This window comes from Phyllobacterium sp. A18/5-2 (assembly GCF_025452215.1).
In the GTDB taxonomy this organism is placed as follows: domain Bacteria; phylum Pseudomonadota; class Alphaproteobacteria; order Rhizobiales; family Rhizobiaceae; genus Phyllobacterium; species Phyllobacterium sophorae.
The window spans coordinates 3,423,227-3,438,083 of sequence record NZ_CP104966.1 but is presented as its reverse complement, the minus strand read 5'-3'; the positions used below and the strand labels follow the sequence as shown (position 1 = coordinate 3,438,083).

Annotated in this window: 6 protein-coding genes and 3 pseudogenes; 5 read left to right on the top strand and 4 right to left on the bottom strand. The window is 56.6% G+C overall.

The annotated features are described in order from the left end of the window. Positions 1-609 precede the first annotated feature (609 nt). From N8E89_RS17125 to prfB, 3 genes and pseudogenes are all read left to right on the top strand, one after another. Positions 610-1,815 carry an N-acetylmuramoyl-L-alanine amidase gene (locus N8E89_RS17125; protein WP_106663176.1) on the top strand — a complete coding sequence of 402 codons (1,206 nt, stop codon included), beginning with the start codon at positions 610-612 and terminating at the stop codon, positions 1,813-1,815. A 272-nt stretch (positions 1,816-2,087) separates the two neighbouring features. Further along, complete coding sequence (locus N8E89_RS17120) at positions 2,088-4,547, top strand: penicillin-binding protein 1A (RefSeq protein WP_106663177.1); 2,460 nt, start codon at positions 2,088-2,090, stop codon at positions 4,545-4,547. Positions 4,548-4,661: 114 nt separating this feature from the next. Next, positions 4,662-5,791 (top strand): annotated as a pseudogene (gene prfB, locus N8E89_RS17115) (peptide chain release factor 2). Between the two features lie 61 nt (positions 5,792-5,852). On the opposite strand, the gene N8E89_RS17110 reads toward prfB, so the two are convergent. Then, positions 5,853-7,124 carry a M23 family metallopeptidase gene (locus tag N8E89_RS17110; RefSeq protein WP_262261943.1) on the bottom strand — a complete coding sequence of 424 codons (1,272 nt, stop codon included), beginning with the start codon at positions 7,122-7,124 and terminating at the stop codon, positions 5,853-5,855. Positions 7,125-7,241: 117 nt separating this feature from the next. Then, positions 7,242-7,716, bottom strand: a pseudogene (gene bcp, locus N8E89_RS17105) (thioredoxin-dependent thiol peroxidase). Positions 7,717-7,824: 108 nt separating this feature from the next. Between bcp and N8E89_RS17100 the strand changes: the two are divergent. Beyond that, positions 7,825-11,253, top strand: coding sequence for a YhdP family protein (locus N8E89_RS17100; RefSeq protein ID WP_262260568.1), 3,429 nt, complete (start codon positions 7,825-7,827; stop codon positions 11,251-11,253). Positions 11,254-11,428: 175 nt separating this feature from the next. Here the strand turns inward: N8E89_RS17100 and tyrS are convergent. After that, positions 11,429-12,683, bottom strand: a pseudogene (gene tyrS / locus N8E89_RS17095) (tyrosine--tRNA ligase). A gap of 308 nt (positions 12,684-12,991) precedes the next feature. Here tyrS and N8E89_RS17090 point away from each other — a divergent pair. After that, the gene (locus N8E89_RS17090) at positions 12,992-14,077 is read left to right on the top strand and encodes an anhydro-N-acetylmuramic acid kinase (RefSeq protein ID WP_262260566.1); all 1,086 of its coding nucleotides are present in this window, start codon (positions 12,992-12,994) and stop codon (positions 14,075-14,077) included. Here the strand turns inward: N8E89_RS17090 and N8E89_RS17085 are convergent. Then, entirely contained in the window at positions 14,074-14,748 is a 675-nt protein-coding gene (locus tag N8E89_RS17085) for an alpha/beta hydrolase (protein WP_106663184.1), read from the bottom strand. The genes N8E89_RS17090 and N8E89_RS17085 overlap by 4 nt on opposite strands. Positions 14,749-14,857: the final 109 nt, after the last annotated feature.

The following is a 14,857-nucleotide window of genomic DNA, read 5'->3' as shown; positions in this document are numbered from 1 at the left end:
GACGAAACGACCTCACGAATGGCACGCTTGTTTGCAATGCCGACCCAGTTACTGCGCCGTGCGTTCTTTTTTGGACGCACAAAGGACGCAATAACAATTAACGTTGCGCATAATCCTTATCCAAAAATCGGAATGATTCTTGGGGTTATGCGTTAACACCCTCGAAAGGGCTGGCTCCACGCGCCTTGTCTGCGCGATCTGCCGTTACAAAAGCGCTGCTGACAATCCCTGTCCGCTCGCGCCAAATTCTTTATCGGTTACCTACAGCGAAGCTTCGCATCGCCGCTCCGTACCTCTGCCGTCGGTGTCAACCGGTCGTTCGCCGTGACATCAAAGAGCCTGATTCCGGGGGCGGAAAGTAACCCACCTTTGCTTTTAGGAGGTGTGTCGCGTAATGACAAGGCCTTCTTCATAATCGTGTCATCGACGCGCCCGCCAGATAAGCTTGCATAAGACATTATTAACCATGGTTCCTTACCTAATAGTCATAGATAGTATGTCCCGGGCAGAGTGCCAATGCGTGCCCGGTCTGATACAAGGTGTGCATCGGGAAACGCCTGCCCGATAGCTTCGAACGACAAAGAGGTGAGTGTGATCTGTCGAATATTCATGGCTGCATTCTTTGGTTTTCTTGCCTTTGCACAGGCGGGGAATAACGGACATGCAGCCGATGATCTGGCGGCTCTGACCTATCAGGCCGCTGGCGACGAGCTGCGTACGCGCGTTGTCATCAATTTCGATCATGAACCCGAAGTATCGACGATGCTGCTTGGCGAGCCGCACCGATTGGCGATTGATCTGCCGAAAACCGTTTTCGCCTTCGACAAGAAATCAATCGAGTCGCGTGGTCTGATCACGGATGTGCGCTATGGCATGATCGACGATTCACGTTCCAGACTGATCTTCACGCTCAAGGGCCCATTTGTGGTCGAGCGGCTTGACGTGATCAAGAATGACAATAGCCCCGGCTATCGGCTTGTGGCCGACCTCGTGGCCTCGTCGGACCAGAAGTTCGCGGACGCCCTGAAGGCACAGAACCAGACGACAGCTTCAACGGTTGTGGCTCCGAAAGGTGACCGCATCGCGAGCGCCGCCGCCAACGAGGTCAGCAAGGGACCGAAGCCGTTCACGGTTGTCGTTGATCCGGGACATGGGGGTATCGATAGCGGCGCGGAAAGCGGCAGCGGGAGTCTTGAGAAAAATGTCACACTGATGTTCGCGCAGCAGTTGCGCGATGAACTCGGCAAGTTACCTGGAATCCGCGTCGAAATGACTCGCAACGACGACACATTCCTGCGGTTGTCGGAGCGTGTGCGAATTGCCCGGCAGTACGAGGCCGATCTGTTCATTTCGATACATGCCGATACGATCAATCGGGGCAGCATTCGCGGTGCTACGGTTTACACAGTGTCAGACAAGGCTTCCGATGCCGAGTCGCGGGCCATGGCGGATCGCGAGAATCGAGCAGACGCGGTGGCCGGTATCACTTTCGACAATGAAACACCGGAAATTGCGGATATTCTTATGGATCTGACGCGCCGGGAGACGCACACATTCTCATTAAGCTTCGCCAAGACGGTGGTGAAGTCCCTCAAGAAAGACGTCACCATGATCAACAATCCGCATAGGTTCGCCGGTTTCCAGGTCCTGCGCGCGCCGGATGTTCCGTCCGTTCTGGTGGAGATCGGTTATCTCTCCAATCAGGAAGATGAGAAACTGATGCTCGATCCGGCCTGGCGCAGCCATGTTGCGCAACGACTGGCGGCTGCTGTCGGTGAATATGCCGGGATGAAGACGGCCGGTGCGCTAAACTGAGGATTCCTGCACGTTAGGGTTGTGAAAAAATCACAGGCCTCTCCGTTGCCGAAACTCCACATTTGGTATTTAAATTGTAAAGGGAAACGAGTTTTCCTTGCCTTTGTCACATTTGTCGCTCAATTGCATCGACGAGCTTTCGGCATTGCACTAAGTGGTTGCCGGACCGGGAAAACCCTTAAGGTTGGTCATTCCCGCATCGCAATCTGCATGGATCGAGAGCATGCATTGATTTTATACGTGCCAACAGGTGAAATGGGTTCCGGATACAAATGATACGCTTGATCGGATATTTTTTCGGAATCGGCACAGTGATGGCGCTGCTGGGAGCAGCTGCCGTTGCGCTTTACGTCGTCAGCATATCGAAGGATCTGCCTGATTACGAGGTTCTGGCGAAATACGAGCCGCCAGTGATGACGCGCATCCATTCATCGGATGGCCAGCTTATGGCGGAGTTTGCGCGCGAGCGCCGGCTTTACTTGCCAATTCAGGCTGTGCCGGACCGGGTAAAGGCTGCGTTCATTTCAGCGGAAGACAAGAACTTCTACCAGCATCCGGGTGTTGATATCGGCGGCCTTGCCCGCGCCGTGATGACCAATATCCAGAATTGGGGTTCCCGGCGGCCCGTGGGGGCATCGACCATTACCCAGCAGGTGGCGAAGAACTTCCTGTTGAGCAACGACCAAACCATCGGACGCAAGGTCAAGGAAGCGATTCTGTCCTTCCGCATCGAGCAAGCCTATTCCAAGGACCGCATTCTCGAACTCTATCTCAACGAGATTTTCTTTGGTCTGAATTCCTATGGCATCGCCGGCGCTGCGCTGACTTATTTCAACAAATCGGTCAACGAACTGACTGTCGCCGAGGTTGCCTATCTTGCCGCGCTGCCCAAGGGGCCTTCCAATTACCACCCGTTCCGCCAACCCGAACGGGCGGTCGAGCGCCGCAACTGGGTCATCGATCGCATGGCTGAGAACGGCTATGTAACCATGGAGGAAGCGAAAGAAGCAAAGGCAGAGCCTTTGGGCGTCACGCCGCGCCATACCGGCAACTATCTTTTCGCTTCGGAGTATTTCGCCGAGGAAGTACGCCGCCAGATCATCGCCCGCTACGGCGAGAATGCCCTTTATGAAGGTGGATTGTCAGTCCGCACGACCCTCGATCCGAAAATGCAGGTTCAGGCCCGCGCAGCGCTTCAACAAGGTCTCTTCAAATATGATGAGGCGCGGGGCTACCGGGGTGCCTACAAGACAATTTCGACCAATGGCGATTGGGGAATTCCGCTCTCTGAAATCAAGGCATTTTCCGACGTGCCGGATTGGCAATTGGCCGTGGTCCTGGAAGTCACGCCGGAACAGGCGATTATCGGCCTGCAGCCGGAACGGGAAACCTCGGACAAGCTTGTCAATGAACGCAAGAAGGGCACTATTGATGCCGCGGACATTAAATGGGCGTTCCGATTGCTCAGTAATGAAAAGCGCACCACGGCTAAAACGCTGGAAAATATCTTCAACGTCGGCGATGTGATTTTCGTCCAGAAGAAAGAAGGCAGCGATACGGCGTTTGATCTCCATCAAGTCCCGAAGATCGAGGGCGGCGCGGTAGCGATGGATCCGCATACTGGTCGCGTGCTGGCCATGGTTGGCGGCTTCTCGTTTGCCGAATCAGAATTCAATCGGGCAACGCAGGCGATGCGTCAGCCGGGCTCATCTTTCAAGCCGTTCGTCTATTCCGCGGCACTCGACAATGGTTATACGCCGGCTTCGGTGGTGCTCGATGGACCGATCTCGGTTGACCAGGGCGGCAGCCTCGGTATTTGGGCTCCCAAGAATTATGGTGGAAAGTTCGCCGGTCCATCGACATTGCGTTATGGCATTGAGCAATCGCGCAATCTGATGACCGTTCGGCTTGCCCAGGACATGGGCATGAAGCTGGTCGCCGAATATGCCGAGCGTTTCGGCATTTATGACAAGATGCTGCCCGTGCTTGCAATGGCGCTCGGTTCGGGTGAGACGACTGTTCTGCGCATGGTCACCGGCTATTCGATCATCGCCAATGGCGGGCGCAAGATAACGCCGTCGATGATCGATCGAATCCAGGACCGGTATGGCAAGACCGTCTTCAAACACGACGAGCGCAAGTGCGAGAACTGCTCGGCCGCCGAATGGAAGGATCAGCCTGAACCGGAACTCATCGACGATCGCGATCAGGTGCTTGATCCGATGACGGCCTATCAGATCACCTCGATGATGGAGGGTGTCGTTCAGCGCGGTACTGCGACTATCCTTAAGAGCCTCAATCGTCCGATCGCCGGCAAGACCGGCACCACCAATGACGAAAAGGATGCATGGTTCATCGGTTTCACGCCGGATCTCGTTTTTGGTGTCTATCTTGGTTACGACACGCCCGTTCCGATGGGCAAAGGCTTTACCGGTAGCGGTCTTGCTGCTCCGGTGTTCAGGGACTTTGCAGAGGCTGCGCTCCAGGGCCAGCGTTCCGTTGATTTTCGCGTTCCGGAAGGCATGACAGTTATTCCGATCGACCGAAAGACGGGCATGCGCGCATCTCCTGACGGCCCGAATGTCATCATGGAAGCGTTCAAGCCGGGTACGGGACCTGCGGACAGTTATTCCGTAATCGGCATGGATACATTCTCAGAAGGGTCGCCGGTTGGGGTGCAATCTCCCAACGTCAATCGTGCCCTGCAGGGTGGCGGCGGCGGGCTGTTTTAGCCGCTTCCCTTCCGCATTTCGTGGAACGCTGAAGACTTTACATCGAAGCGGACCAGTCAATATGGTCCGCCGAAATCTGAAAGCCATAAAAAGACAAGAAGGAACGGACAGCCAATGCGCGCCGAAATTGAGACGCTGGTCGACGAGATCAAGCAGGCCATAAGCCTGCTGAGGAGGCATCTTTGACTGGGATACCTCAATCAAACGCTTAGGCTATCTGAATCAGCTTGCCGAAGACCCATCTCTCTGGAATGACGCGCAGGAAGCCCAGAAACTGATGCGCGAGCGCCAGCAGCTGGAAGACAGCATCAACTCAATCCGTGCCTTGACCCAGTCTCTGGAAGACAACATCGAACTCATCGCCATGGGCGAGGAGGAGGATGACAAGTCGATCGTCGCCGAGGCGGAAGAAGCCATTCGCAGCATCAAGCAGGAGGTCGATCGCCGTCAGATCGACACACTGCTTTCCGGCGAAGCGGATGCCAATGACACTTATCTCGAAGTGCATTCCGGTGCTGGCGGCACGGAAAGTCAGGACTGGGCATCGATGCTCCTGCGCATGTATACGCGCTGGGCCGAACGCAAAGGAATGAAGGTCGAACTGCTCGAAGTGCATTACGGCGAAGAGGCGGGCATCAAGTCCGCGACCATTCTCGTCAAGGGACACAATGCCTACGGCCTTCTGAAGACGGAGTCCGGCGTGCACCGGCTGGTGCGTATTTCGCCATACGACTCCAACGCGCGCCGGCATACTTCGTTTTCGAGTATCTGGGTTTATCCGGTCGTCGACGACAATATCGATATTGCGGTCACGGAAGCTGATGTGCGCATCGACACCTACCGCGCGTCCGGTGCCGGCGGCCAGCACGTCAACACGACCGATCTCGGCCGTTCGCATTACCCACATCGCAACCGGCATCGTCGTACAGTGTCAGGCAGAGCGTTCGCAGCACAAGAACCGCGCGACCGCATGGTCGATGTTGCGCGCACGTCTCTATGAGGCGGAGCTTGAGAAGCGCGAGCAGGCGGCGGATGCAATTTCAGCTTCCAAGACCGACATCGGCTGGGGTCACCAGATCCGTTCCTACGTGCTGCAGCCCTACCAGCTGGTGAAGGACTTGCGCACGGGCGTTGAAAGCACGAGCCCGCAAGATGTGCTCGACGGCGATGTCGACACGTTCATGGAGGCCGCGCTTGCACACCGCGTGCATGGCACGGATGCGGAAGTGGAAGACATCGCCTGACGTGCGTCAGGCGGCTCCCAGCTCAACATGATCCCGGCAGCCCTTGTGTTTCTGCTTCAGCCTAAAGTTCCGCCGCGATTTGCCGTCCAATCGTAAGATAGCTGGCGGGGTTGATCGCATTGCCATTCTTGCGAACCTCGTAATGCAGGTGAGGGCCGGTGGACCGGCCGGTGCTGCCGACCTTACCGAGAACATCGCCCGAATTGACGTGCTGGCCGGCACTCACGAGGATCTGGCTCATATGGCCATAGCGCGTGGACAGGCCGTTGCCATGGTCTACCTCGACCATATTGCCATAACCGCCGGTATAGTCGGCTGCCGTCACTGTCCCGTTGGCCGTGGCCAGTACAGAACTTCCGGAAATAGCGCGGAAATCCATGCCTGAGTGGAACGCCATCATGCCGAGAAGCGGGTCTCTTCGCGCGCCGAAGGGGCTTGAGACCGGCATGCCGGGGACCGGATTGGCGATCGGCACGGCCTTCGCCAGAGCCTTGGCTCCTTCAAGTCGTGCAAGTGCTTCATCAAGGTCCACAAGCTTGGTGTCAAATCCGGCTACGGGACTTGTGCTGGCAAGCAGCAACGGACCGCCGGCGCCCCACTTGTCATCATCCAGAACCGGTTTGACGCCGGTTGCCGCCAGCGCTTCCATGATCTTGTCGGCGCTTTCATAGGCGTTATTCGATAGCGTCTGTATTTGTTTGGCTTGCCGGTATTCGATCGTGTTCAGGGAATGGTCGACGGAATCCAGAATCTCGGCCTTGTCTATCCCGGTTCTGGCTTTGTTATCGCGCGGCGGCGGCTTGCGCGTTGAGGTGGTCGGTCCCGTAATGATCGGATCAATGCCGTAGAAGCCATCCGGTTCTTCGGAATGCACGATGCCCTGGCCGTCCCGATCCATGACAAGGTTGGTTTCTGGCTCTATCGGCAAGGCTGTTCCGGCGCGCTGAAGCACGGGCGCAAGCTTCTCGTGCCGTTCGCTCAGGGTCTTTTGCCGTTGGACAAGTTCGGCAACTTTGCCATCCATCAATTTCTGGTCGAGCAATTGCCGGCTCGTAACGCGGTCGAGCTGTGTGCGCAGGGCTGCAATACGGTCCTCATACGCCTGCTGCAGGCGGGCCTGCCTCGCGACACTGCCGCTGATGAGGTCGTCACGGAAGACAAGATACGAGGTCGCGAGCAGATAGCTGCCGGCGAGGCCGAGGGCGAGGGTGCCGCCAAGAAGCGCCGCCCAAGGCCTGACAGTGAAATGACGGATCGTTTCGCCCCGTGCGATGATAATCGTGTGAGGTTCTCTCGTGGCGCCGAAGATGCTGGGATATTTGACCTTCTTCATTGCGGCTACGCCCGTCGATTTTGCAGCTTCAATTTGTGAAATCATTACACTCCGTTAGGGTTAATAAACCCTGACAAAGGTGAGATTCTCATCCGAATTTCAACTGAAACATGCAAACTAGGCCCGGAGCGTCCTGGTTGCTTCGAGCACCTCGGCCGCATGACCCGGAACTTTGACCTTGTTCCAGACTTTTGCGATCTTGCCGTCCGAATCGATCAGGAAGGTTGTCCGCTCCACGCCCATATATTTGCGGCCATACATGCTCTTCTCAACCCAGAGCCCGTAGGATCTCGATGATGGCCTTATCCTCGTCGGCAACCAGCTCAACCTTGAGGTCGTGCTTTGTCTTGAACTTGTCGTGCTTCTTGACGGGATCCGGCGACATGCCGATGACTTTTGCGCCAAGCTTTTCAAATTGTGGTTTGAGCCCGGAAAACTCGATCGCTTCCTGCGTGCAGCCGCTGGTATCGTCCTTGGGATAAAAATACAGGATGACCGGATTTCCGCGTAAACCTGAAAGGGTAATCGTGCCGCCGCCGTCGCGGGGCAAGGTGAAATCGGGGGCTTTGCTGCCGATATCCAAAGCTGTCATAGGAATGCCTTTCTTTCATTATTGAATGCGAGCCTCAGTTACGCAACTATAGAGAGGCACGGGAATCGTCTACGGTTTCCCAATTGATTCCTCAATTGGCTTGGGAATTTGACAGAGAAACCGGAAAAAGTCCGTTTCACAAAGCGAGACTTCACAAAACTGCACCATTACCCTTCGGCTTTCGAACAAAGCGAGGTTCCCGTGGTGATGCCGCCAAAGCGGTCCCGTCTGCGGTTTGCCTGCGGTGCAGTTTCCTCATTTCTTATTTTGATTGCCGTTCTTGCTGGCATAGCCTTCGTGGTTCTGCGCGTCGGCGTGGGCGGCGAAGCGCTGACGCAGCGCACACAGCTGGCGCTCAAGACAGTGCTTGGGCCGGAGGCTGATGCGACGATCGAATCCGCACAAATCTCCTTGGATCAGCGCCGCCACGTGGCCCTCGAGGCGCGAAACGTCAATATTGCCGACACGAAACGCGGCATTGAAATCAACGATGTCCGCTCGGTGCGTATCGGATTGGCTACGCTGCCTCTCCTGCGCGGCGATGTGCGGGTCGAGCGACTCGAACTCGATGGTGCTCACATCAGGGTTACCTCGCAGGTTCCATTCGATTTCATGTCGCTGGTGCCCATGGATGACCGCGGTCTGGTCAATCTCGATGGTGCAACGGATGTGATTTTCGCCGGTCTCGAAGGTGCAGTCTCCCTGCTCGATCAGCGCGAGACACGCGACATAACGATTTCAGATACGTCGTTTGATTTCACGGTTGCCGGCGCACCGGAACGCCTGCGTATCGTCAAACTCGACCTCTCGGAGACGGGCGGCCCGGTAGCTATCAAGGGCACGGTGGAATGGCGCGGCAAAGAAGTCGAGGTTTTCGCCCAGGCGGATCGGTCGGCGATTGGTGCCAAAGTTGAGGCCTTTTCCCTGGCGATCAGCGAGATTCCACTGAGCGGCAAATTTGGCGTTGCACCTGTTCCGGATATTGACGGCATCAAACCGGATGGAGCGTATCTTGCCTATGATAACCAAGCCGAGGTGAAGCTGGACGGAACCGCCGCTACCATATCCGAACCGGCGCGCATACGAGGCACGATCAATGTGGGCCAGGGCCCGGTTACGATCGGCAATGTTGACGATATGGTGGTGGAGTCGCAGATCAATTTCGAGCATGTATCGGGCACGGACAAAGTCGAAATCAAACCTTCCAATATCCATTTCGGGGCGTTCAAAGGTGTTGTCGAAGGGGCAGTGGGACCGGAGCCCCGCTCCACGGATGGCGCCGCGCCGGCAAACGCCGGCTACCGGTTCGAATTGATCACGCAGCAGGCCACCTCGGCCCCGCAGGATTCCACCGAGCCGGCACTTGCGTTCAATGCGCGGGTTGCCGGGCGGTATGACCAAGCACATAAGCAGCTTGACGTTTCGGAAATTGCCGTGCGCACCAATGCCGACAGCGAACTGTACGGACAGGCGGGTGCGACATTTGGCAAGGGATCGCCGGCCATGACGCTGGCGCTGCGCATTCCCAAGATGCCAGTTGCGCATGTCAAGCAGCTATGGCCGATCTGGGTTGCCACAGGTGCACGCCGCTGGGTGCTTGAAAACCTTTATGGCGGTACGGCAAAGGATAGCAGGATCGATGTGATTTTCCCCGCCGGCCGGTTCGATGGTCCGGGAAAACCGCCGCCGCTAAAGGCTGACGAGGTTCAGGTTGATTTTGCGGTAGAAAATTCACGCTTCGATATCGTTGGTGATCTGCCACCTGTCCGCAATGCGGATGGCAAGATCAACGTGCGCGGTGCCTATACGACCATCAATCTGGAGAAAGGCTCATCCTTTACCCCAAAGAACCGCGAAGCGCGGATTGTCAACGGCACGCTCATCATTCCCTGGGGACCGCAGCGGCCGGTTTTGTCCGAGCTTGATCTCAATCTGGAGGGCGATGCCTCGGCGGTGGCCGAAATTATCGGCTTCAAGCCGATCAACGGCCTGAAGAATCTTCCATTCGCACCGGAAGACATCAAGGGCAATGTGAAGACCCATGTGCTGGTGACGTTCCCGGTGACTCGCCGTTCGCCGAAAGGCAGTTTGAAGTGGTCGGCGGAGATGGCTCTGTCCGATGTTTCAATCGCCAAGAAAATTGACGGGCAGACAATCACGGACGCGGATGGCACGCTGTTCGTCACCGAAGACGAGGCACGCATCGATGCAAAGGCGCAGCTCAATGGTATTCCTGCTGAAGTCAAATTGTTTGAACCATTGGGAAGCAACACAGCCAAACGCGAACGGAACGTAACCCTCCAGCTCGACGACAAGACACGCAATGCGCTGTTTCCAGCGCTCGACCCGCTGCTTTCGGGGCCGATATCGGTTGATATCGACAAGGCCCCGGATGGCTCGCGGCTTGCCATCGCCGATCTGACCAAGGCCGAAATCAAGTTGGCCCAGTTGGGTTGGACCAAGGGTGCTGGAGTCAAGGCGAGTGCCAAATTTGCGCTGCAGCAGGACGGAGACAACGTCAATATCCGCGATCTGGATGTATCTGGCGACACGTTCCGCCTGCGCGGCGACGTAAAGGTCGTAGGCGGTGACCTGACTTCCGCCGATTTCAGCGATGTAAGGCTCAACCGCGGTGACAATATTGCCGTCAAGGTCTCCCGGACCAAGTATGGCTATCGTGTGGATGTGAAGGGCGACTCGTTTGATGCGCGGCCGTTGCTCAATCAGATCACGGACAAGAAACAAAAGAACGCCGATAGCGGTGGCAAGCAGCGTATCCTGGTCAATGCGGACATTGGCGAGGTAGCGGGCTTCTATTCGGAAAGCTTCAGCAATGTTTCACTTTCCTATGAAGGAGTAGGCTCGAACGTTTCCGGCCTTGCCTTTAACGCGATAACGAAATCCGGGCAAAAGGCGATTGCCACGGACAGTTCTGAAAGTGGCGCACGGTCCATTAGTCTTCAGTCAAAAGATGCCGGCGCGGTCCTGCGGTTCTTCGGCTTCTATGACAAGATGTCGGGCGGCACCATCAGCGTCGCGCTGGATTCCAAGGGCGACGGTCCGTTGCGAGGTCAAGTTGATGCGCGGAACTTCACGCTGGTCAACGAGCCCCGTCTTGCAAAACTGGTCTCAACATCGCCAAACGGCACGAGCCTGAACGATGCGGTGCAGAAAAACATCGACGTTTCTACAGTGACATTCGATCGCGGTTTCTCGCAGATCGAAAAGGGTTCGAACTATACCAATCTCGCCAATGGCGTCATTCGTGGCTCGACCATTGGGACAACGTTCCAGGGCGTGCTCAGCGATCCACAGGGCAATATGTCCCTGACTGGTACATTCATGCCCGCCTATGGCATCAACCGCATTTTTGGCGAGTTGCCAATTCTCGGGCTTTTGCTTGGGAACGGACGGGACCGCGGGCTGATCGGCATCACCTACAAGTTGTCAGGCCCGCTGAAGCAACCGCAGATTACCGTCAACCCGATCTCGGTGATTGCGCCCGGCATTTTCCGCTCGATCTTCGAGTTTCAGTAGAGAGCCAAACTTATCTCCCCTTTGTGGAGGAGAAAGCGATTTCAGCATCTTAGCCCTTGCTAAGTGCTAGAAATCGCCAGAGAGGGATTCAGCGCGATAGATGCAATCCCCTCACTTGGATTTTCAAGAAAATCCTTTCTCCCCCACAAGGGAGAGATGGGCATCAATCGTCGTGCTAAACCGGCCGAACCAAAATGTGCTTCTTCTTGCCGAGAGAAAGCTTGACCACGCCGTCAGCCGTAACTTCGGACGTTCCGACCTTCGCCTTTTCGTCGGCAATGCCGATGTCGTTTAGCCGCACCGCGCCGCCCTGGATATGACGGCGCGCTTCGCCGTTCGATCCGGCAAGCCCTGCCTTGACGAGAAGTGTCAGGATGCCGATCCCGGCCTCGAAGTTCACTGGTGGCGATCTCGATGGTCGGCAGATTGGTCGCCAGAGCGCCTTCCTCGAATGTTTTGCGCGCGGTCTCCGCCGCTTCTTCCGCCGCCTGTCGCCCGTGAAGCAATGCAGTGATTTCAGTCGCCAGGACCTTTTTTGTCTCGTTGATCTCCGCACCGCCCGAGGAGGCAAGCCGTGCAATCTCGTCCAGCGGCAACGTGGTGTAGAGTTTGAGGAAACGCTCGACGTCGGCATCTTCCGTGTTGCGCCAGTACTGCCAGAAATCATAGGGGCTCAGCAGTTCGGCATTCAGCCAGATTGCTCCATTCATCGACTTACCCATCTTGGCGCCCGATGAGGTGGTCAGCAGTGGTGAGGTGAGGGCGTAGAGCTGCGGTGTCCCCAGGCGATGGCCAAGGTCGATGCCGTTGACGATGTTGCCCCATTGGTCTGACCCACCCATCTGCAGGCGCAGGCCGTAGCGCTTGTTAAGCTCGACGAAATCATAGGCCTGCAGGATCATGTAGTTGAATTCGAGGAAGGATAGCGACTGTTCGCGGTCGAGCCGCTGTTTGACGCTATCGAAGGACAGCATGCGGTTGACCGAAAAATGCTGGCCGACATCGCGCAGGAATTCGAGGTAGTTGAGCGGCAACAGCCATTCGGCGTTGTCGACCATCAGCGCGTCTTTCGGACCATTTCCGAAGTTCAGATAGTTGGAGAAGACCCGCTTGATGCCATCGATGTTGTTCTGGATTGTTTCCGGCGTCATAAGTTTGCGCGCCTCATCCTTGAACGAGGGGTCTCCAACCATGCCGGTGCCGCCGCCCATCAGGGCGACTGGACGATGACCGGTCTTCTGCATCCAATGCAGCATCATGATCTGCAGCAGGCTGCCCGCATGCAAGCTGGAGGCAGTCGGATCAAAGCCGATATAGGCTGACACGGTTTCCCGGGCGAAGAGCGCATCCAGACCCGCATCGTCGGAGGTCTGATGGATGAAGCCGCGCGTGGAAAGCGTGTGCAGAAATTCGGATTTGAAGGCAGACATGAACATTTTCCTGATTGAATCGGCGTGCACGAAATGCGTGCCGTGTGAGACGGAGCCGTTAAGAGCAAATTTTGTCCATATGAAGCCAGTTCTGTTTCTCGGCTGGCGGCCAACCACTTTGTCAGGCGGCGTCGTCCGATGGAAACACATCGGCCTCGCCAAATCCCTCGACCTTGAACCAAATTCCCTCCAGCAGAACGGCTTCCTATAGACAAAACTTGCTCTAACATCATTCTCTATCGAATCACAAGAAAGGCAGTGTCTTGGCGGCGATACGGCGTGCAATCGGCCTGATGAGCGGAACGTCCATGGACGGAATCGACATCGCCCTCCTCGAAACCGATGGCCGCGCCGAGGTACGGCGGGGTCCTTCGGACTTCATGCCATATGAAACTGCGTTCCGGCGCCAGATCGAAGCTGGACTTGAGGATGCGAAATCGATCAGGACGAGAGATCAGCGCCCCCGAGAGCTGACAGCTGTCGAAAAGGAACTGACGAAGCGCCACGGCGACGCAGTGCTCAAGTTCCTGTCAGACTGCAAGATCAGCAAGGATGATATTGATATCATTGGCTTTCATGGACAGACAGTCCTGCATCGCCCACTGGAGGGCCTGACCGTTCAACTTGGCGACGGCAAGATGCTGACGGAAATGACGGGCATTCCGGTCGTCTATGACATGCGGGCCAATGACATGATACACGGCGGGCAAGGCGCACCGCTCGTGCCGGCCTATCATCAGGCGCTTGCCGCACGCGTTCCATTCGAGCTCAGCAAGGGCAAGCCGGTCGTCTTCGTCAATATTGGCGGCATTTCCAACATCACGATCATTTCAGACGGTGAAGACCCGATCGCTTTCGATACCGGACCAGGAAACACGCTTATCGATCAGTGGGTGTCTGACAAGGCCGGGATCGCCTACGACGCGGGCGGTTCGATCGCCAGCGAGGGGCAGATCATTGCCAATATCGTAACGCGCTACCTGGCGAAACCATTCTTTGACCTGAAACCGCCCAAGTCGCTGGACCGCAACGATTTTACCCTGGCGGATCTTGGCGATCCCGAACTGGCCGATGGAGCGCGGACCCTGGCGCGCGTTACAGCCGAAGCGATCCTCATGGCCGGTGCCTACGCGCCGGACAAGCCATCGCTCTGGATCATTTGCGGCGGCGGCCGCAAGAACACCACGATCATGAAAGATCTCGCGGAAGGCGCTGCGACCATCAGGGCAAGTGTCGTCGTCGCGGAAGATTTGGAGTTCAACGGCGATCTGATGGAGGCCGAAGCCTGGGCCTATCTTGCGGTGCGGGCGCTGGATGGATTGCCGCTGACATGGCCGACCACAACCGGCTGCAACGCCCCCGTGTCCGGGGGCGTGCTGGTAAAGCCCTTTTAGCGCAATCGCTTCGGCTTCGCTTCGACCAACTCGCCATTCAGGCGGCGGTCAAGATAGTCGGAGCATTCAGCGATGACTTCGTCGGTCATGCCGGAGAAGAAGTGGTTGGCACCGACCATCGTCTTCTGTGTAATGGTGATACCCTTCTGCGTCTTCAACTTGTCCACAAGACCCTGAACGTCCTTGGGTGGTGCGACCTTATCCTGATCCCCGTGAAGGATCAGGCCGGACGAGGGGCAAGGTGCAAGGAACGAGAAATCATAGGTGTTTGGCTGTGGCGCCACTGAGATGAAGCCTTCGATCTCCGGCCGGCGCATGAGCAGCTGCATGCCGATCCAGGCGCCGAAGGAATAGCCCGCGACCCAGCAGGTCTTGGAGTCCGGATGCAGCGACTGCACCCAGTCGAGAGCACCAGCGGCATCCGACAACTCGCCTGAGCCATGATCGAATTCGCCCTGACTGCGGCCAATGCCACGGAAGTTGAACCGCAATGTCGTGAAGCCGCGTTGCTGGAACATGTAGAACAGATCGTAGACGATCTTGTTGTTCATGGTGCCGCCAAACTGGGGATGCGGATGGAGGACGATCGCAATCGGGGCATTTTTTTCCATTGAAGGCTGATATCGGCCCTCAAGGCGTCCCGCTGGTCCATTGAAAATAACTTCAGGCATGTATACTCCACTCTTCGCTATGGGGCTCTTCTTGACACGCCGGGCTTGACGGCAATCAACAGCACCCATAAAACCAGTTTAGAACCGTTCAAAACTGGTATAGAATTTT

Excerpts from the sequence above, each read along its gene's own strand:
- N8E89_RS17090 (WP_262260566.1), top strand. The coding sequence starts at position 12,992 with ATGGACGGAATCGACATCGCCCTCCTCGAAACCGATGGCCGCGCCGAG.
- N8E89_RS17110 (WP_262261943.1), bottom strand. The coding sequence starts at position 7,124 with ATGAAGAAGGTCAAATATCCCAGCATCTTCGGCGCCACGAGAGAACCT.
- N8E89_RS17120 (WP_106663177.1), top strand. The coding sequence starts at position 2,088 with ATGATACGCTTGATCGGATATTTTTTCGGAATCGGCACAGTGATGGCG.
- N8E89_RS17085 (WP_106663184.1), bottom strand. The coding sequence starts at position 14,748 with ATGCCTGAAGTTATTTTCAATGGACCAGCGGGACGCCTTGAGGGCCGA.
- N8E89_RS17125 (WP_106663176.1), top strand. The coding sequence starts at position 610 with ATGGCTGCATTCTTTGGTTTTCTTGCCTTTGCACAGGCGGGGAATAAC.